The organism is Mesorhizobium shangrilense (genome assembly GCF_040537815.1).
Lineage (GTDB): Bacteria > Pseudomonadota > Alphaproteobacteria > Rhizobiales > Rhizobiaceae > Mesorhizobium > Mesorhizobium shangrilense.
On record NZ_JBEWSZ010000001.1, the window covers coordinates 3,270,012 to 3,287,258 of the forward strand.

Sequence of the window (17,247 nt, forward strand, 5' to 3'; positions counted from 1 at the left end):
GTCCCTTCCACGGGCAGAGAAACTTTGCTTCGCCGCAGACCGGTCGAGCTCCGTCCGGCGTGCAGTTTTACGGCGATGCCTTGTCGGTGACGGCATCATGTGGTTGAGCAATACCGTCAAGTCTCACTTGCCCCAATGCAGGGCCAGGGGATCGATACTCCGGGCAAGTTCCAGCAAGCCATCTCGCGTCGCTGGATGCAGGGCCTTCAGCGGATGCCTGACATGGTCGGACTTGATAACCTTGCCTTGCGCCATCACCGCCTTCGTCGCCCGCAATCCACATTGCCGGTTTTCATAGTTGATCAGAGGCAGAATGCGCTCGTAAGCCTTCACCGCTTCTTGCCGGCGGCCAGCGCGATGATGCTGGATGACGGGGCAAATGAGGTCGGGAAGCAACGCGCTCGACATGACGCCGGTTGCGCCAGCGTCGAGATCAGCCATCAAGGTGATTGCTTCTTCACCATCGAATGGTCCCTCGATCGCATCGCCACCCTTTTCGATCAACTCGCGCAGCTTCGCGGCCGTGCCCGGCACCTCGATCTTGAAATAACGGACCAGAGGAAGGGACTGCGCCAGACGCACAAGGAATTCGACAGAGAGGGTGACGCCGCTCAATGGCGCGTCCTGGACCATGATCGGCAACCGCGCTGCGTCCGCAACCCTGGCGAAGTGCTCCTGAATCGACGCTTCGTCGAGTTTGATGCCGGCGCCATGATAGGGAGGCATCAACATGATCAGCTTGGCACCGCGGTCCGCCGCGTGGCGCGCGCGCGCACTGGCGATCTCGGTGCTGAAATGGCTGCAGGTGACCATCACCGGCACACGATCCGCCACGTGCTCCAAGCATAGATCAGTGAGCTGCGCCCTCTCGTCGTCTGACAGCAGGAACTGCTCTGAGTAATTGGCCAGAATGCAGATGCCGTCGACCTTCTGGTCGATCATGCAATCCAGCACGCGGCGCTGGCCTGCAAGATCGATCTCTCCGGTTTCGGTGAAGGGTGTCGGCGCCACCGGAAAGAGGCCCGAATACGGTTGGTCCTTAGCCATTTTCGGAAAATCCCCAAAGAATCGTCGTGCTTCAAAGTCTTCTCTTGACTTTCACCTGCCTAACATGAATGATTTTTGCATGCAATACTCATTAATGGAGGTGACTATGCCAGTTCGTCGATCGGCCCCGGCCATCATCCGACTGCACGACGCGGACAATGTCGCGGTTGCCACGAGGCGGATCGAAATAGCCGAACACCTCGGCAAGGTTATCGCTCAAGCAGAGATTCCCAGCGGTCATAAGATTGCCTTGCGCGCTATCGGCGAAGGCGAACCGGTGTCCAAATACGGACAGATCATTGGCCGGGCGAGTACCAACATCCTTCCCGGGAGCCACGTCCATCTGCACAACCTGGCAATGCTCGACAGCGCCGTTTCGCATGAATTCGCCGTCGACGGCGGACCGACGCCTTTGCTGCCCGAAAATGAACGCAGGACCTTCCAAGGCTACCGGCGCGCATCGGGGCTGGTCGGCACCAGGAACTATATCGGCATCATCACCTCGGTGAATTGCTCGGCCACGGTGGCTCGAGCGGTCGCCGATCATTTCAAGACAACCGGCTTCGGTGAATTCAACAATGTCGACGGCGTCGTAGCGCTCACTCACGGTACGGGATGTGCGATCCCCACGAACACCGAGGGATATCAGTATCTGCGCAGAACGTTGAGTGGCTACGCGAGGAACCCGAATTTCGCCGCCATCCTGATGATCGGGCTCGGCTGCGAGACGAACCAGATCAGCCACCTCGTCAAGGCATTCGACTTGGAGGAAGGGCCAATGCTGCGGACTATGACGATCCAGCAGCTTGGCGGCACGCGCAAGACGATCGAAGAGGCGATTGGCATTATTCGCGAGATACTGCCGGCCATCAACGCCGAGCAAAGGACGACCGTTTCGCTTTCCGGCATCAAGCTGGCGCTTCAGTGCGGCGGATCCGACGGTTACTCCGGCATCACCGCCAATCCGGCGCTCGGCTATGCCGCCGACCTTCTGGTCAAGCATGGCGGCACCGCAGTGCTCAGCGAAACGCCCGAAATCTACGGCGCCGAACACTTGCTGACGCGCCGCGCGGCGACGCCAGAGATCGCGCGCAAGCTGATGGCGCGAATTGAATGGTGGCGCGACTACACCGCAAAGAACGGTGCGGAGCTCAACAACAACCCCTCGCACGGCAACAAGGAGGGCGGCCTCACGACGATCCTCGAGAAATCCCTGGGTGCGGTCGCCAAGGGCGGATCGATGCCGCTGCGGGAAGTCTATGAGTATGCCGAACCGATCCGGGAACCCGGTTTCGTCTTCATGGACACGCCCGGCTACGACCCGGTCGCAGTCACCGGACAGGTCGCGGGCGGGTGCAACCTGATCGTGTTCACGACGGGGCGCGGTTCCGTTTCCGGGTTCAAGCCAGCGCCCTGCATCAAGGTCGCCACGAACAATGCCATGTTCGAGCATATGAGCGAGGACATGGACATCAATTGCGGCGGCATCATCGATGGAAGCGACAGCATCGCCGAGGCAGGCGAACGTATTTTCGAAAAGATTGTCGCCATAGCTTCGGGCGAACGCACGCTCAGCGAAGGTTACAATTATGGTGACTCCGAATTCGTCCCTTGGCAAATAGGGGCGGTAACCTGACGTCTCGGAAGGGCTCGCATGGGGCATCGCCCGCTCGCTTATGAATCCATCGCCGACACCCTCAGAAGGGCTGTCCTTGGCGGATCCGTTCCGGAAGGCACTGTCTTGCTCGAGGGACCGATTGCCGCCCTCTTTGGTTCGAGCCGATCGCCGGTCAAGCAGGCGCTTGCCACGCTCGAGGCAGAAGGGCTGGTTCGTCGGTTCGAGGGTCGTGGCGTGTTGGCTGGAACGGGCGGACCGCCGCTGCGGCTGAAGATAACGGGCGAGATGCTCGAAGTGCCAAAGAATGCCAAGGCCTTCGCCTGGCAATCCTACTATTACGACTTCGAGGAAACGGTCATCCTTCGTGCCGTGTTTGGAAGTTGCCGCATCAACGAACTTGCTCTGGCGCGCCACTACAAGGTCGGCAGGACTGTTGCCGGCGACATACTGAACCATGCGGCGAAGAGCGGCATCGTGATAGGCGACGAGAAATCCCGCTGGTGGATAAACCCGCTCGACGAACGCCGATTCCAGGATTTGTATGAAATACGGCTGTTGCTCGAACCGGCGGCCTTGCGCACCGCCATGGCCCGCATTCCTTCCGACGAGCTTGCCGAAATGCGTGGGCGCCTGATGCAGGCCGCGGCCAAATTTCCGCTGGTGGAGCCGGCAGAACTGGATGGGCTCGAGGAAGACCTGCATGTGAATCTGCTGCAGTACAGCTCCAATTCCGACATATTGGAAACCCTTATCCGCACGCGCGGCATCCTCGTCGCGGGCAAGCACATCCAGAGGGCTGTGCGGGGCAGATTGCCAATCGATGCCTTCATGGACGAGCATCTGGAGATCATAGACGCCATCACTGCCGGCAACCCGGCTTTGGCGCAGGACGCGCTGCGCCAACATCTGCAGCGGTCGAGCGACAAGGCCGTTGAGCGCTTGCGGGCGTTTCGCAAAATCAGCGTTGTCTCGCATTTGCCTTATCTGCTCGATTAGCGCCGGGACAGCAGGCATCGCCGCTCAGTCAGCTTTCGGGCCGGACTGCGATTCCTGGATGATCTGGTCCTTGATGATTTCCCGCAATGTCTGCGCCAGGTTCGGCGTGGCGCTCGAACAGCAAACGAGAATGGAACTGGTTGGCTCTTGCAGCGACATGTAGCCGTGTTTCATGGTGCTATCGAGATAGACGCTGTCGCCCTGCTCCAGATCCATCGGCTCGTAATACTCGCTGTACAGACGCACCTTGCCGCTCAGGACGAGCATGAATTCCTCGCCCACATGAGCGGTCAGCGGCCCCATCTCCTCAGGGGTCACCGCCTGCACCTCGATATAGATCGGAATGATGCGCTTGTGCGCCACGTCGGCGGACAGATAGCTGTAGCTGTAATGCTGGCGATCGAGCCTCTGGCCCTCGAAATTGCGGCTGATGCTGCGCCGGGCAACCACAAGCGGTGGCGTGGGCTCGCTAGGCGCTGAATTCAGCAGGTCGCCGATCTCGACGCCAAGGCCGTGCGACAACTTCAATATGGTGTCGAAATTCGGCGAGATGTGACCGTTCTCGACCTTCGACAAAGTCGACGAGGCAATGCCAGTCATGGAACTGACTTCGGCAAGCGTCCATCCATGATAGGCGCGCCGCTCCTTCAGCAATTTTCCGAGATCTTTGGTTTTCTTATTCATATCTTGCCGTCGATTCCAATTGCCTAGACTACTAGTTTCGCCACGTTATGGCTTGCGTTCAATACTCTCGCGAAGCGACATCGCACCCAACGCTGCGAACAACAATGTCACGCACAGCACGATCGAAACGAGCGCATTTATCTCAGGGGTAAAGCCGGTTCGCATCATTGCCCAGAGCCGCATGGGCAGCGTCGTTTCCCCGCCGACGAGAAAGAACGTGACCAATGTTTCGTCGAACGACAGCGCAAAAGCAAGCAGCGAGCTGGTCAACAGCGCCGACCGCAACTGGGGGAGAACAACATAGAGGAAGGTTTCAAGACCGTTTGCGCCGAGATCGAGGGACGCCTCTATCTGCGAATTCTCAAGTGTGTCGAGCCTGATTGTGACCATGCGATAGACCACCGCCAGGATCAGCACGATGTGGCCGATAGTGACCGTGATCAGGCTTCGCTCCAGCCCGATTTCCCGAAATGCGACCAGCAGTGAGATTCCGGTGATGATAGCCGGCAGCACGAACGGCAGGAAGATGATGAACTCGACATAGGCGCGGCCACGCCGCACGCCGGTTTTCATGTAGTAGGCCAGCGCCAATGATATGATTGTCGCGCTGACCACAGCGCAGATCCCGACGACAATAGAATTGTAAAGGGCTGACAGCAGCTGCGAATTGTCCGCCAATCTCCCGTACCATTCCAGGCTGAAGGTCGACCAGTCGATCTGATGGTTCTTTAACCCGAAGAACGAAAGCAGGATGACGATCAGCGCCGGCGCATAAAGTATCGCAAATGTGAGGCCACCGATAATCCACAGAAGTCCAATGGTGAGGCGCTCCAACCTGGTCATTGCATCCTCGCGTTTCGCAAGATGAACGAGGCAAGGCCAATCAGCGCGATGACAGTGACGAGTAGGACGACCGCAAGTGCCGCGCCGAAGGGCCAGTTGAACGCCATGCCGAATTGGCTCCATATGGCACGGCCGAAAGTGAAACCTTCACTCCCCCCTACCATCTGCGGCGTCAGATAGTCGCCGAGCGCGATGACCATGACGAACAGCCCGCCAGCAATCGAGCCCGGAAGGCTGAGCGGCAGGACAACGCTGAGGAATATCTGGCCAGGCTTGGCACCTAGATCGGCGGCAGCACTCAGCAGCGATTGCGGTATACGCTCCAGTGCCAGAAAAATCGGCAGAATCCCGAATGGCAGATAGATCACCGCCATCGTCAGCATGACGGCAGTCTGGTTGAAAATGAACAGTTTGCTCGGCGCATCGATGATGCCGGCCGCGAGCAGAAAGGAATTCAGGAAGCCATTGAAGCCAAGAATGCTGCGCATCGCATAGATCTTGACCACATAGTTCATAACCAGCGGCAGTGCACTGAGCAGCAGCAGAAGATAGCGTACCGACCCCTCCAGCCGCCATATCAGATAAGAGATGATATATCCCAAAATGAGTGCCACCGCAGCTACGATGAAAGCGAGCTTTACGGTCCCGAAGAAAACATAGAGATAGCTGCCGCTTTGGAAAAACCCTGCGTAATTTGACAACGTCGGCTGCCCTGTGACCTGATTGTCTTTCATCTCAAGAAAGCTGTAGGTCAGAAACGACAAAAGCGGTACGAGGATCAGGAGTGTGGGAACACCGTAGACCAGTATCCTTGCAGCAATTCTCCCGAGCGACGGCCGCCAATATAGCGGGCCGCTATTGCCGGCGCTAACGATGTCGGCGGTGGAAACGGTCATCTCATCATCCTCTTGGCAGGAAGCTGACATCGGCTTCAGACCATCGAAGCAGCACATCGTCACCCAAATTCAGATGCTTCCCGGACTGGTCCGTAGGAACTCTGACCTTGATCTTGTGTTCTGGCCCTCCCATGGCAAGCGACAATTGGGTTGTAGCCCCCAGGAAGGTGACGTTTTCCAGACGCGCCTGAGAAACACGCTGATCACCGCGCAATTCGTTGCCGTCGTGGATGGCGAAACTTTCCGGCCTTATGGCGAGCAAGAGGTCGGCGCTACTGCTGGCCAATGCGGGAATCGGATGCCTTCCGAGCGGACTTTGGACGATGCCTGTTACGCCATCGGTATCGAGCTGCGCGGGCAGCAGATTGTTCTCGCCAAAGAACTTCGCCACGAATTCGCTCCGCGGCTTGTAATAGATCTCCTGAGGGGTGCCAACCTGAACCAGATTGCCGTGATCCATGACGGCGATGCGATCCGACATGGAGATCGCCTCTTCCTGATCATGCGTGATGAACACGAATGTCGTGCGAATGCGCCGCTGCAGGTCCTTTAGAAATTCCTGCATCGAACGCCGCAACTCGGCGTCCAGCGCTGCCAGCGGTTCGTCTAGCAAAATGACCTGCGGCTCGCAGACGATGGCCCTCGCCAGCGCCACCCGCTGGCGCTGGCCACCGCTCAATTCACTGGGATAGCGCTCGGCCTTGTCAGTCAGGTTGACGGTATCAAGGACCGCAGAGACCTTTGTCTTGATCTCCGCAGCCGGTCTTCGCCTGATCCGCAACCCGTAAGCCACGTTCTTTGCAACCGTCATGTGCGGGAAAAGTGCATAGTCCTGAAACACGGTGTTGAACGGCCGTCTGAAGATCGGCACCTGGGAGATGTCGGCGCCGCGCAGCAAGATACGGCCGGATGTCGGCGGCGTGAAGCCGCCGATCATCCGCAAAATTGTCGTCTTTCCCGATCCGGATGGTCCAAGGATGGTGAGGAACTCTCCATCCTTGATGTCAAGATCGACTGGTTTCAAAACGTTGAGGTTCCTATAGGACTTGGTCACGCCAACCAGCTGGATGACGTTCGGTCTGTGGACCTCTTCCTCGGAGAATGCAGCAGTCATTGTTGAACCGGAGTTGCCTTGATCTCGTTCCACAATTCGATACGACGGCCGAAGTCTTCGGGCGCCTGAAGGAAGACAAGCCTGTCGGAATAGGTCAAGCCGATCTTTTCATTGGCGTCACCATTGGTGGTGTTGCCGTAACCGGTCTTTTCGCTGATGTAGGTTCCAACCGCCTTTTCGAGCATGGCGTCGACCCATGCGTGAGCGAGATCGGTGTCGCGGGCCTTGGCACTGATCGCCCAGCAATCGATCCAGCCGATCGCACCTTCCTTCGGAATTGTAAGCCCGACATTGGCGCCACGGCTGCGCAACATCGGCGCCTGAGGCTCACCCATGGACATCATTAGATCGATGCCTCCTTGGGCGAAAATACTGACGCCGTCGTCGAAGCCGGCATAGTAGCTCGCGACATTGGCTTTCTGCTCCAGAAGCTTGGCCTTGACCTGTGAGAACTGGTCAGTGGTGAGGTTGAAGGGGTCCTTGATGCCGAGCAGGAGCGCCGTGGTGACGATCGCATTGTTGGCATCATCCATCACGATGATGCGACCCTTGTATTTCTTGTCCCAAAGAACGCTCCAGCTGTCAGGCGCGGTTTTGAACGTGTCGGTGCTGTAGATCAGCGGAATCGAACCCCAGGCGAAGGGAACCGCGTATGGCTTGCCGTCGAAAATAATCGCCGACACGGAACGGAACGCCGGCAGAAGATTGCTCGACTGCGGGACTTTCGCGAGATCGACAGGCTGCAGCAGTTTCTCCTGCGTCAGCCGTTTGTAGGATGACGTCTCAATGGCGATCACGTCGAAATCCGCACCACCCGATGCTGTCATCTTGGCGAAGATTTCATCAACGCTGCCCGTATAGCTGATGCTTACGGTCGATCCGGTCTTTTCCTGGAAGGCCTTGACCCACTGGTCGTCGGCATATCCCTCCCAGGTCAGAATGCGCAGTTCCTTGCCAGCCGCCTTGGCTGGCTTGAACGCGGAAGATGCCAATGCACCCGCTGCAATAGTGGTGGTGAGAGACAGAAATTCACGTCTTTTCATTTTCATTCCCCTTCGTTGAGTCGTTATGCGGAGTAGTTAACTGGCGTCTGGTGCCAACCTGCCCTGTGCTGCTCCCAATAGAATGACTTGAGCTGCGAGCTCAGTTTTCCCGGCTTGCCGCCGCTCATGATGTGATCGTCGATGCGCGATACGGGCATGACTCCGCCCGCCGTTGTTGTGCAGAACATTTCATCCGCCGACAGCAGATCCTGCTTCCGCAACGGCGCAATCCGCGCCGGAATGGCGAGCATTTCGCAAAGTTCGAGGACGGAGCGGCGTGTGATCCCCTCCAGGGCGCCCCGATCGGGGGTGAGCACTTCGCCCTGGCGCACAATGAAGACGTTGAACCCCGGGCCTTCGGTGACATAACCGTCGCGGTCCAACAGCACTGCGGTATCGGCTCCCGCATCGTGGGCCTCGAACAGGCCGCGGGTCAGATCGCCCCAATGGTAGTTCTTGACGGCAGGGTTAATGGAGGCGGGGGGGATCCGCGGCACGGAAGCGATATGGAGATGGGCTCCTCTTGCCTGCACATCGGGTGGGATGACGTCGATCCATGGAATTGCATAGACGATAAGCTTGTTGTCGCAGTCCTGCGGCCGCCTGGAGCCGAAAACGCGTGGACTCCCACGCGTGCAGATCATCGCCACATAGGCATCCCGCAACCCAGAAAGAGCAACACATCGCTCTGCTATCGACGCGATCTCCGCCATCGAATGAGGTGCCGTCAGCCGGACGCCCAGCATCGATCGCTCGAAACGCGCAAGGTGATCATCCATACGAAAGAAGCTTCCATCCCGCACATGCACGACGTCGTAGGTGACATCCGAACGGGAGAAACCCCAATCCAGAACGGATATCTTGGCTTCGCCGACCGGGACGAACCTGCCATCGCTGAAGGCGACGCCGTTTGCATTTTTAGCGTTCATGGATGCTTCTACACTTCCTGAAATCGGCATGCATACGATGACAAGAAAATTGCTCATTTGCAAGATAATTTTCTTTGGAGAAATTTATTGACACGAAAGAAAGAGAGTGGGAATTAACTGCCGAGCAGATTTCAGGTCGCGTTTTGGGAAGAAACTTTCATGCAGGAAACATCTGAACGGAGGCCTCTGGGCCGCACGTTGCTCAAGGCCACAGCCTTGGGCCTGGGAACGACGGCGATTGGCGGGCTGTACTCCGCGACCAGCGATGCTGCCGCTTTTGAGACGATGGAAGCTGCCTGGGATCTCGGCATACGGTTGTTCGATACCGCGCCGCAATATGGCAACGGCATGGCCGAACAACGCTTGGGCGCCTTCCTGAAAACCAAACCGCGCGACAGCTACGTTCTTTGCACAAAGGTGGGTAGATTGCTGCGGCTTCCCCAAGAACCGCAGGGCGAGGACGCCTACTACAAGGGAACGCCCCCAGAGCGCCCGGTGTTCGATTTCAGCTATGACGGGGTCATGACTTCGGTCGAAGAAAGCCTCCGGCGTCTGGGCCTCGACAGCATCGACGTGCTGCATATCCACGATCCGGACGCGCACTATGCGCAGGCAATGGACGGCGCCTACAAGGCATTGGACAAACTGCGCTCCGAGGGCCAGATCAGTGCCGTCGGTGCCGGCATGAACCAGAGCGAAATGCTGGTGGAGTTCGCCCGGGACGGCGTTTTCGATTGCTTCCTGCTTGCCGGCCGCTACACGCTGCTTGAACAGGGGGCGCTCGATGAACTCCTTCCGCTTTGCGTGGACAAGCAGATCTCCATCATCATAGGCGGCGTCTACAACAGCGGCCTTCTCGCAAATCCGGGAGCCGGTGCGAAATTCAACTACCAGGAGGCCGACAAGGCGCTAATCGACCGCGCCCTCGAACTCGAAAGGGTCTGCTTGCGTCATGACGTGCCCCTGAAGGCCGCCGCCATTCAGTTTCCGACACTGCATCCCGCGGTAGCAAGTGTCCTGAGCGGGGCCAGAAGCCGCGACGAGATCGTCGAAAACAACGCGCTGTTGCGGCACCCAATCCCAGCGGCCATGTGGGACGACTTGCGATCCTTTGGGCTGATCTCACCTCAAGCCCCCACTGCCTGAACCGCATGCAACCGCGCGTGATCGACGCTCACCAGCATTTCTGGAACCTGACGACAGGCAGTTACCCATGGATGGCAGGCGAAGCGATGCGCCCGCTGCGGCGTGATTTCGGCCCCGACGACCTGTTGCCGTTGATGGCGGAAGCCGGCATCGACGCGACCATCTTGGTGCAATGCCGCCACGACGCGGACGAAACCCGCGAATTTCTTGCCATAGCCAACGATCATGCCTTCGTTGCAGGTGTCGTCGGCTGGGCAGATCTTCAGGCGAACGACTGCTCGCACATGATCGGGAAGCTGCGCGCGCTCCCCGGCGGGGACCGACTTGTCGGCATCCGCCACAATGTTCACGACGAGCCCGATGCTGAATGGCTGCGACGGCCTGCGGTCCGTGCTGGCGTGTCGGCCATTTTCGCGGCCGAGTTAACCCTCGATCTGCTTGTGCGCACCCGGGAAATGCCTGCCGCCATCGATCTGGTGCAACAATTTCCAAGCGGGCGGTTCGTGTTGGATCATATGGCCAAGCCCCCAATCGCGTCCGGGGTCAACCTCCCCTGGCAATCTCGCCTGAAGAGGCTCGCCGCGCATGGAAATGTCTGGTGCAAGATCTCCGGCCTCGTTACCGAAGCGGAATGGGGATCATGGCGGGCCGAAGATTTCGATCCATACATGCGGCTGGCATTGGATGCTTTTGGCCCGGAGCGCATAATGTTCGGCTCTGACTGGCCTGTTTGCACATTAGCGGCCGGCTATAAGGACGTGAGAGACATCGCGGGCCGGCTGGCCGATGCCAATCCCGAATTGGCCGACCGATTTTTCCATCTAAACGCGATCGATGCCTATCGTCTGCGGTAGCGCAGCGAGCGATGACCATCATTCTCACCTGAGGAAACGACATGAACGTTAACTTCAAGGACGGCACATGGCTCAACCAGCCGGCAGGCTGGTTGGCGGAGGATGCGAGCCTCACCATGACCACTGATGCCAAGACCGATTTCTGGCGAGAAACCCACTACAATTTCACCCGGGACAGCGGTCATTTCCTCGGCTTTCCGGCGACTGATGACTTCACCGCCAGGATTCGCATCCAGGGCGAATTTCGTACCCTGTATGATCAAGCAGGCCTCATGGTTCGTATCGACGAGAAACGCTGGGTCAAGACCGGCGTGGAGTTCACCGATGGCGAACTCTTCCTCAGCACCGTCATCACCGACGGCAAGTCCGACTGGTCGGTCTCGCAGCCTTTCAAGGAACTGGAGGACTTCCACATCCGGGTGACGCTTGCCGGGGGCGCTATGCGCATTCAAGCTTCGCGGGACGGCAAATTCTGGCCGCTGTTGCGCCTCGCGCCCTTCCCGGTTGCCGCCTCTTACGCGGTCGGCCCGACGGCGTGTACGCCGGAGCGCAGTGGGCTGGCCGTCCATTTTTCGGAGTTTTCGATCGGCCCGGCCATCACCACCGATCTCCACGATCTAAGCTGAAGGATCCTTCATCATGCTGATTGGAATCGACCCTATCCTGAATGCTGACATTCTGCACGCGTTGCGCGCCATGGGCCATGGCGACGAAATTGTCATCGCCGATGGGAGCTTCCCCGCACAAACAGTGTCGAAGCGTCTTATCCGCATGGAAGCGAGCGACTTGCCGCGCATGTTGAAAGCGGTGCTGTCGGTGATGCCACTGGACGATTCCGAACCGGATCCGGTGATGGGCATGGAAGTCATCGGCGATCCTGACAAGATCGTACCGGCACATATCGCGATACAGACGGCGCTCGATGCCTTGCCCGGTGAGCCGACAAAGCTTGCCCGGATTGAGCGTTTCGCATTTTACGAGCGCACCAAGCAGGCATTCGCCGTCATAGCGACTGGCGAAACCTTATTCTACGGCAACGTGATTATTCGCAAGGGGACCGTCAACCTGGGCGGGAACTGACCGATATTGGCATTTGCCTCCCTGGATTAGATTGAGCGGGCTGGCATCCCATGGGCGTTTTGGGATGGAAGCAGATGGCACGGGTAACGGCGTTGGAGATAACGCATTCACCCGACAGGGGGGCATTTGGCTCCTCCCATGCTCATGATATCTTTCTGGCAAGGATCGACTTAGGAGCCTCGCTCGCTTGCGCCGGCCTGTTCGCCAAACGCTGGGCGCGCGTCATTGATGTCTGCGCTCCGGATAAACCAGGACACGACGTCGGCCGCAGGATCCTGAGCGGCGACGGTCTTCGCGCGATAGGTCAGCGCTACTATTTCAACAGGCGTCCCAAGAAGGACCCGTTGGCTGCCTCGTCAGCGTCCGCCCATCAATAAGACAACCGGAGTAGTGTCCCTTCGAAGTGGATGCCCGTAGCCGAATTAGACCTTCTTCCATCGTTTCCACTGCTTCTGTTCGCGCGCAAATACCGTTGTTTCCGCCGCGAAGTCGCCGACTGCATGCGCTTCCCAGGGACTCTTCGGGATTGATTCCATCCGTAAGATGCCCGGCCATGACACCGGGCATCTTTGAAAATGATCATTCGATCCCGAGTTCTTATTTTTCGAAATAGGTGGGTTTTCCGTCCTCGCCCTTCTTCCATTCATAGATGACGTAGTCAGGACGCGTCGGATCGCCCTTGGCGTCGTAGCCGAAGTCACCGATGGCGGTCTTGAACGGCCCGTACCCCTTGATGGTTTCGGCTACTTTCATCGCGTCATCGGCGGATCCAGTTTTGGCGATCGCGGCGGCGATGATCTGAACCGCGGCATAGGAGTATAGGGTGTAGGCTTCCGGCTCGAAGCCGGCTGCGTGGAACCTCTCGACGATATCCTTTGCGACTGGATTCTTGCGTGGATCCGGGCCGAAGGTGTTGAGTGTGCCGATGACGGCGTCACCGGCAATCGCGGCTAGTTCGTTCGAAACCATTCCGTCGCCTGAGAAGAAAGTAGCCTTCAAGCCTTGATCGGCGGACTGGCGCATGATCAGCCCGGCCTCGGTGTGCAGACCGCCGAAGTAGATCAGCGTAACCCCGGCTTCCTTCATCTTGGCGATGAGCGCGGAGAAGTCCTTGTCACCGATGTTGATGCCTTCATACATCACTTCTGTAACGCCATCGGCATTCAGCACCTTCTTCGCCACGTCGACGAGACCCTGTCCGTATGGGCTCTTGTCGTGGACGATGGCGAGCTTGGCGTCCTTGAAATTCGCAGCGATATAGTCGCCCGCGACCTTGCCCTGCTGGTCATCACGGCCGCAGGTGCGGAACGTGTTCCAGAGACCGCGCTCGGTGTACTGCGGATTGGTGGATGCGGGTGATATCTCGAGCACGCCGTTTTCGGCGTAGACTTCCGAGGCGGGGATCGACACGCCCGAATTGAAATGGCCGACCACGTATTTCACCCCGTCACCGACGAACTTGTTGGCAACCGAAATCCCCTGTTTCGGATCGGACACATCGTCTCCAACCTGGATCTTGATCTGCTGGCCGAGGACGCCGCCCGCGGCATTGATATCGGCCGCTGCCTGTTCGGCGCCCTTTTGGAATTGCGCGCCAAAGGCGGCATTCGGACCGGTGATCGGACCGGCGACACCGATCAGAATATCGGCCCGGGCGTTGCCGCTGAACGCGGCAAGCGCGGTCACGGCAACCGCGAACAACAGTGATTTTTTCATGCGATGGCTCCCATTTAGCATTGTGGGCGTTGATTGATGCTTCGATGCGATGCCCACCCGGCGCATCAAGCTGACTTTGAAATTTGCGGCCGCCTTCCCCATCAGGCGCCTGCCATTCGGCGCGGCTTGTTCAAGGCATGCGTTCCACCGCCAATGCGGTGGCCTCGCCCCCGCCGATGCAGACGGCCGCTATGCCGCGCTTCAGCTGATATTTCCGGAGCGCGGCGACCAGCGTGACGATGATGCGCGCGCCTGACGCGCCGATCGGATGGCCAAGCGCGCATGCGCCGCCATGCACATTCACCTTGTCTTCAGGCAGGCCGAGTTCGCGCATCGCGGCCATCGGCACGACGGCGAAAGCCTCGTTGATCTCAAAGAGATCCACATCCCCGAGATCCCATTCAATCCTCTCGCAGAGCTTGCGGATGGCGCCGATCGGCGCGATCGTGAAGAGGTTGGGCGCCTGGGCGTAAGTGACATGGCCACGGATTGTGGCGAGCGGGCCAACGCCCCTCTTGTCTGCTTCTGAACGGCGCATGAGGACGAGGGCCGCGGCGCCGTCCGAGATTGACGAGGAATTCGCGGCCGTTACCGTGCCGCCCTCCCGGAAAGCAGGCTTCAGCGCGGGGATTCTTTCCGGTCTTGCCTTCGCAGGCTGCTCGTCCTCATCGACGATGCGCTCGGTCTTGCCCGCCGCCACCGTGATCGAGACGATCTCCTTGATGAAGCTGCCCTCGGCAATGGCCTTCTGCGCCCTTTCCAGCGAAGCGACCGCGAAGGCGTCCTGGGCGCCGCGGCTAAACTGGTAGGCATGCGCACAGTCCTCGGCGAAGGTCCCCATGAGCCGCCCTTTGTCGTAGGCGTCCTCCAGGCCATCCAGGAACATATGATCGACGATCTTGCCGTGCCCGAGCCGATAGCCGGAGCGCGCACGATCGAGGAGATACGGCGCGTTGGTCATGCTCTCCATGCCACCCGCCACGACGATCGCCGCGGAACCAGCGGCAATGCGGTCGTGGGCCAGCATCACCGACATCATGCCGGACCCGCACATCTTGTTTACGGTCGTGGCACCGACACTGAGCGGCAGGCCGGCGGCGATGGCGGCTTGGCGCGCGGGCGCCTGGCCCTGACCGGCGGACAGCACGCAACCCAACAGCACCTCATCGACGAGATCCATCCCGGTTCCGGACCGCTCCAAGGCGGCCCGGACAGCGGCCGCGCCAAGCTGCGCGGCGGCAACGTCCTTGAAGGCGCCTTGGAACCCTCCAAGGGGCGTGCGGGCGCCGCCGACGATGACTATCGGATCACGAGTGGTCACCCAGCCGATCCCTCCTGCAGTGCCCGTCATCGCGGCGCCATGCGCAACGCGCCGTCAAGGCGGATAACCTCGCCGTTCAGCATCATGTTCTCGCAGATGTGTTTCACCAGGCTGGCATACTCATCCGGACGGCCCAGGCGCGGCGGAAACGGCACGCTCGCGCCGAGCGCGTCCCGCACCTCTTGCGGCATGGCCGCCATCATGGGTGTTTCAAAGATGCCCGGGGCGATGGTGGCGACGCGTACGCCATAGCGAGCCAGCTCCCGAGCGACCGGCAGCGTCAGCGCGGCGACACCCCCCTTTGACGCCGCGTAGGCCGCCTGACCGACCTGCCCATCGAACGCCGCGATCGAGGCTGTGTTGACGATCACGCCGCGCTCGCCATCAGCATCGGGCTCTCCCTTCACCATGCGGTCGGCGACAAGCCGCAACATGTTGAAGGTGCCGACGAGATTGATCGCAATCGTGCGCGCGAAGCTTTCGAGGCTGTGAAGCTTGTCCCGCCCGAGGACCTTTTCACCCGGCGCTATGCCCGCGCAATTCACCAGCCCGTGGATGCGCCCGAACGTGTTCGTGGCAACATCAATCGCGGCAATGCCGTCGATTTCGCTGGTGACATCGGCCCGGTGAAAGCGCACGGCGCTGCCCAGTTCCGCGGCGACTTTTTCGCCGGCCGCAGCGTTCACATCGATGGCAAGAACGTTTGCGCCTTCAGCGGCGAACATGCGTGCAACCGCGGCTCCCAATCCGGAGCCGGAGCCGGTGACCAAAAAAACGCTATCCTTGATCCGCATTGTTCATGCCCGCGCGAGAATGCCTCGCCCGAACATGTTGCAACGGAGCAAAGTGGCATACGATGACCGAAGCGCTCAGATTTGGTGATCGATTTTGCAATGTTTGCCGTTCGATGCGTGCCGTGCCTGCGGCCCCGCCGAGTTCGCGGGCGAACGGTCCTGTGCATCGAGCCTCGATGCGGCCTCTCGGCGAAACGACGCGGGGCTTTTGCCGGTCCATTTGTGGAATGCCCGATGAAAGGCACTTGGTTCGGAAAAGCCGATATCGGCGGACAGATCGGCCACGCTTCGGCTGCCGCCAAGCAAGGCTTCCATGGCCAGGGCTCGGCGCATTTCATCCTTGATGGAGCGATAGGTCTGCCCCTCTGATTGCAAGCGCCGGCGCAAGGTCGGCGCTTGCATACGCATTCCCGCGGCGAGTGTCTCGAAGCTTGGCCACGCGGACGGAACCGTCATGTGCAGGCGTCCGCGAACAGCGGCGGAGAGCCCCTCATCGTGGCGATACCGCACCAGAATATTGGCTGGCGCCTGGCGCAGGAATTCCCGCAAGGCGCTGTTGTCACGGATGACAGGCAGCGTCAGGAAATCGGCATCGAAGACAAGCCGGCTTTCCCGCTGATCAAACCGCACCGGGGCGCCGAAAAACAGGCGGTAGTCGGTTCCGTCGGGTGGCGCGCTGCATTTGAAATCCACCCAGCGGATCGGCAGGCGCCGGCCCACCAGCCAACAGTTCACGCCATGGACGATGATCCAGAAGGTGCGGTAGGCAAAGGCCGAGCGCAGCGGACTGGCGTCCTCCAAGATGACCTCGGCAAGTCCGTTCCTGACGATCAGTTGGCCGTGAGGATCATCGAGGACCACGCGCAGGAATCGCAGGCCTCGGCGCAGCGCATGCTCCAGCGTCTTGGTCGACAGCAGCGCGTGGCACAGCAGCGCGAAGCTGCCGGACCGCATCGGCCGAGCCCCTTCGCCGAAGAACTCGTCGTCCATGGTTTCGGCAACGGCATGCCAAAGCGCGCCATATTGCTCCGCGGAGATCGGTTGGGAAATGACCGGCGGCAGGCCCACCCGCGCCAGCAGGGGTTCGATCTCCACGTTGTGGCGGCGAAGGCATTCGAGCGTATCGTCCATGAAACAGGGAGCGATCATTCGACGTTCCACCGCTT

Annotated in this window: 17 protein-coding genes; 6 read left to right on the forward strand and 11 right to left on the reverse strand. The window is 59.5% G+C overall.

Features of this window, described 5'->3' with window-relative positions; all coding sequences use genetic code 11:
• Positions 1-123 precede the first annotated feature (123 nt).
• Positions 124-1,047 (reverse strand): dihydrodipicolinate synthase family protein, encoded by a 924-nt coding sequence (locus ABVQ20_RS16075; protein ID WP_354460499.1) that lies wholly within the window; start codon positions 1,045-1,047, stop codon positions 124-126.
• 106 nt (positions 1,048-1,153) lie between these two features.
• Between ABVQ20_RS16075 and ABVQ20_RS16080 the strand changes: the two genes are divergently transcribed.
• Both ABVQ20_RS16080 and ABVQ20_RS16085 read left to right on the forward strand, forming a co-directional pair.
• On the forward strand, positions 1,154-2,683 hold the full coding sequence (locus ABVQ20_RS16080; RefSeq protein WP_354460500.1) for a UxaA family hydrolase: 1,530 nt from the start codon (positions 1,154-1,156) through the stop codon (positions 2,681-2,683).
• 18 nt (positions 2,684-2,701) lie between these two features.
• Positions 2,702-3,661: a GntR family transcriptional regulator gene (locus tag ABVQ20_RS16085; RefSeq protein WP_354460501.1), complete on the forward strand. Its 960-nt coding sequence runs from the start codon at positions 2,702-2,704 to the stop codon at positions 3,659-3,661.
• Between the two features lie 24 nt (positions 3,662-3,685).
• On the opposite strand, the gene ABVQ20_RS16090 is transcribed toward ABVQ20_RS16085, so the two are convergent.
• Genes ABVQ20_RS16090 through ABVQ20_RS16115 form a run of 6 tightly spaced genes read right to left on the reverse strand, consistent with a single transcriptional unit; the run spans position 3,686 to position 9,227 of the window.
• Positions 3,686-4,345: a helix-turn-helix domain-containing protein gene (locus ABVQ20_RS16090; protein WP_354460502.1), complete on the reverse strand. Its 660-nt coding sequence runs from the start codon at positions 4,343-4,345 to the stop codon at positions 3,686-3,688.
• A 45-nt stretch (positions 4,346-4,390) separates the two neighbouring features.
• Positions 4,391-5,188, reverse strand: a complete 798-nt coding sequence (locus ABVQ20_RS16095) for an ABC transporter permease (protein ID WP_354460503.1) — start codon at positions 5,186-5,188, stop codon at positions 4,391-4,393.
• The gene (locus ABVQ20_RS16100) at positions 5,185-6,084 is read right to left on the reverse strand and encodes an ABC transporter permease (RefSeq protein WP_354460504.1); all 900 of its coding nucleotides are present in this window, start codon (positions 6,082-6,084) and stop codon (positions 5,185-5,187) included. Before ABVQ20_RS16100 ends, ABVQ20_RS16095 begins: the two co-directional genes overlap by 4 nt.
• Positions 6,085-6,088: 4 nt before the next feature.
• On the reverse strand, positions 6,089-7,198 hold the full coding sequence (locus tag ABVQ20_RS16105) for an ABC transporter ATP-binding protein (RefSeq protein WP_354460505.1): 1,110 nt from the start codon (positions 7,196-7,198) through the stop codon (positions 6,089-6,091).
• Entirely contained in the window at positions 7,195-8,241 is a 1,047-nt protein-coding gene (locus ABVQ20_RS16110; RefSeq protein WP_354460506.1) for an ABC transporter substrate-binding protein, read from the reverse strand. Before ABVQ20_RS16110 ends, ABVQ20_RS16105 begins: the two co-directional genes overlap by 4 nt.
• A 23-nt stretch (positions 8,242-8,264) precedes the next feature.
• Positions 8,265-9,227 (reverse strand): aminotransferase class IV, encoded by a 963-nt coding sequence (locus ABVQ20_RS16115; protein WP_354460507.1) that lies wholly within the window; start codon positions 9,225-9,227, stop codon positions 8,265-8,267.
• 102 nt (positions 9,228-9,329) lie between these two features.
• Between ABVQ20_RS16115 and ABVQ20_RS16120 the strand changes: the two genes are divergently transcribed.
• Genes ABVQ20_RS16120 through ABVQ20_RS16135 form a run of 4 tightly spaced genes read left to right on the forward strand, consistent with a single transcriptional unit; the run spans position 9,330 to position 12,250 of the window.
• Positions 9,330-10,316 carry an aldo/keto reductase gene (locus tag ABVQ20_RS16120; RefSeq protein ID WP_354460508.1) on the forward strand — a complete coding sequence of 329 codons (987 nt, stop codon included), beginning with the start codon at positions 9,330-9,332 and terminating at the stop codon, positions 10,314-10,316.
• A gap of 17 nt (positions 10,317-10,333) precedes the next feature.
• The gene (locus tag ABVQ20_RS16125; RefSeq protein ID WP_354460509.1) at positions 10,334-11,170 is read left to right on the forward strand and encodes an amidohydrolase family protein; all 837 of its coding nucleotides are present in this window, start codon (positions 10,334-10,336) and stop codon (positions 11,168-11,170) included.
• A gap of 41 nt (positions 11,171-11,211) precedes the next feature.
• A complete protein-coding gene (locus ABVQ20_RS16130; RefSeq protein WP_354460510.1) occupies positions 11,212-11,796 on the forward strand; it encodes a DUF1349 domain-containing protein in 585 nt (194 codons plus the stop codon).
• A 13-nt stretch (positions 11,797-11,809) separates the two neighbouring features.
• Positions 11,810-12,250 carry an RbsD/FucU family protein gene (locus ABVQ20_RS16135; RefSeq protein ID WP_354460511.1) on the forward strand — a complete coding sequence of 147 codons (441 nt, stop codon included), beginning with the start codon at positions 11,810-11,812 and terminating at the stop codon, positions 12,248-12,250.
• A 597-nt stretch (positions 12,251-12,847) separates the two neighbouring features.
• On the opposite strand, the gene ABVQ20_RS16140 is transcribed toward ABVQ20_RS16135, so the two are convergent.
• From ABVQ20_RS16140 to ABVQ20_RS16155, 4 genes are all read right to left on the reverse strand, one after another.
• Complete coding sequence (locus ABVQ20_RS16140; RefSeq protein ID WP_354460512.1) at positions 12,848-13,966, reverse strand: branched-chain amino acid ABC transporter substrate-binding protein; 1,119 nt, start codon at positions 13,964-13,966, stop codon at positions 12,848-12,850.
• Between the two features lie 130 nt (positions 13,967-14,096).
• Positions 14,097-15,287, reverse strand: a complete 1,191-nt coding sequence (locus ABVQ20_RS16145) for an acetyl-CoA C-acyltransferase (RefSeq protein WP_354460513.1) — start codon at positions 15,285-15,287, stop codon at positions 14,097-14,099.
• 26 nt (positions 15,288-15,313) lie between these two features.
• Complete coding sequence (locus ABVQ20_RS16150) at positions 15,314-16,081, reverse strand: 3-hydroxyacyl-CoA dehydrogenase (RefSeq protein WP_354460514.1); 768 nt, start codon at positions 16,079-16,081, stop codon at positions 15,314-15,316.
• Positions 16,082-16,156: 75 nt separating this feature from the next.
• Entirely contained in the window at positions 16,157-17,242 is a 1,086-nt protein-coding gene (locus ABVQ20_RS16155) for an AraC family transcriptional regulator (RefSeq protein WP_354460515.1), read from the reverse strand.
• Between the last annotated feature and the right edge of the window lie 5 nt (positions 17,243-17,247).

Coding starts and splice junctions, on each gene's coding strand:
- ABVQ20_RS16080 (WP_354460500.1), top strand. CDS start 1,154: ATGCCAGTTCGTCGATCGGCCCCGGCCATCATCCGACTGCACGACGCG.
- ABVQ20_RS16075 (WP_354460499.1), bottom strand. CDS start 1,047: ATGGCTAAGGACCAACCGTATTCGGGCCTCTTTCCGGTGGCGCCGACA.
- ABVQ20_RS16110 (WP_354460506.1), bottom strand. CDS start 8,241: ATGAAAAGACGTGAATTTCTGTCTCTCACCACCACTATTGCAGCGGGT.
- ABVQ20_RS16150 (WP_354460514.1), bottom strand. CDS start 16,081: ATGCGGATCAAGGATAGCGTTTTTTTGGTCACCGGCTCCGGCTCCGGA.
- ABVQ20_RS16090 (WP_354460502.1), bottom strand. CDS start 4,345: ATGAATAAGAAAACCAAAGATCTCGGAAAATTGCTGAAGGAGCGGCGC.
- ABVQ20_RS16105 (WP_354460505.1), bottom strand. CDS start 7,198: ATGACTGCTGCATTCTCCGAGGAAGAGGTCCACAGACCGAACGTCATC.
- ABVQ20_RS16085 (WP_354460501.1), top strand. CDS start 2,702: ATGGGGCATCGCCCGCTCGCTTATGAATCCATCGCCGACACCCTCAGA.
- ABVQ20_RS16115 (WP_354460507.1), bottom strand. CDS start 9,227: ATGAGCAATTTTCTTGTCATCGTATGCATGCCGATTTCAGGAAGTGTA.
- ABVQ20_RS16095 (WP_354460503.1), bottom strand. CDS start 5,188: ATGACCAGGTTGGAGCGCCTCACCATTGGACTTCTGTGGATTATCGGT.
- ABVQ20_RS16120 (WP_354460508.1), top strand. CDS start 9,330: ATGCAGGAAACATCTGAACGGAGGCCTCTGGGCCGCACGTTGCTCAAG.
- ABVQ20_RS16140 (WP_354460512.1), bottom strand. CDS start 13,966: ATGAAAAAATCACTGTTGTTCGCGGTTGCCGTGACCGCGCTTGCCGCG.
- ABVQ20_RS16100 (WP_354460504.1), bottom strand. CDS start 6,084: ATGACCGTTTCCACCGCCGACATCGTTAGCGCCGGCAATAGCGGCCCG.
- ABVQ20_RS16130 (WP_354460510.1), top strand. CDS start 11,212: ATGAACGTTAACTTCAAGGACGGCACATGGCTCAACCAGCCGGCAGGC.
- ABVQ20_RS16135 (WP_354460511.1), top strand. CDS start 11,810: ATGCTGATTGGAATCGACCCTATCCTGAATGCTGACATTCTGCACGCG.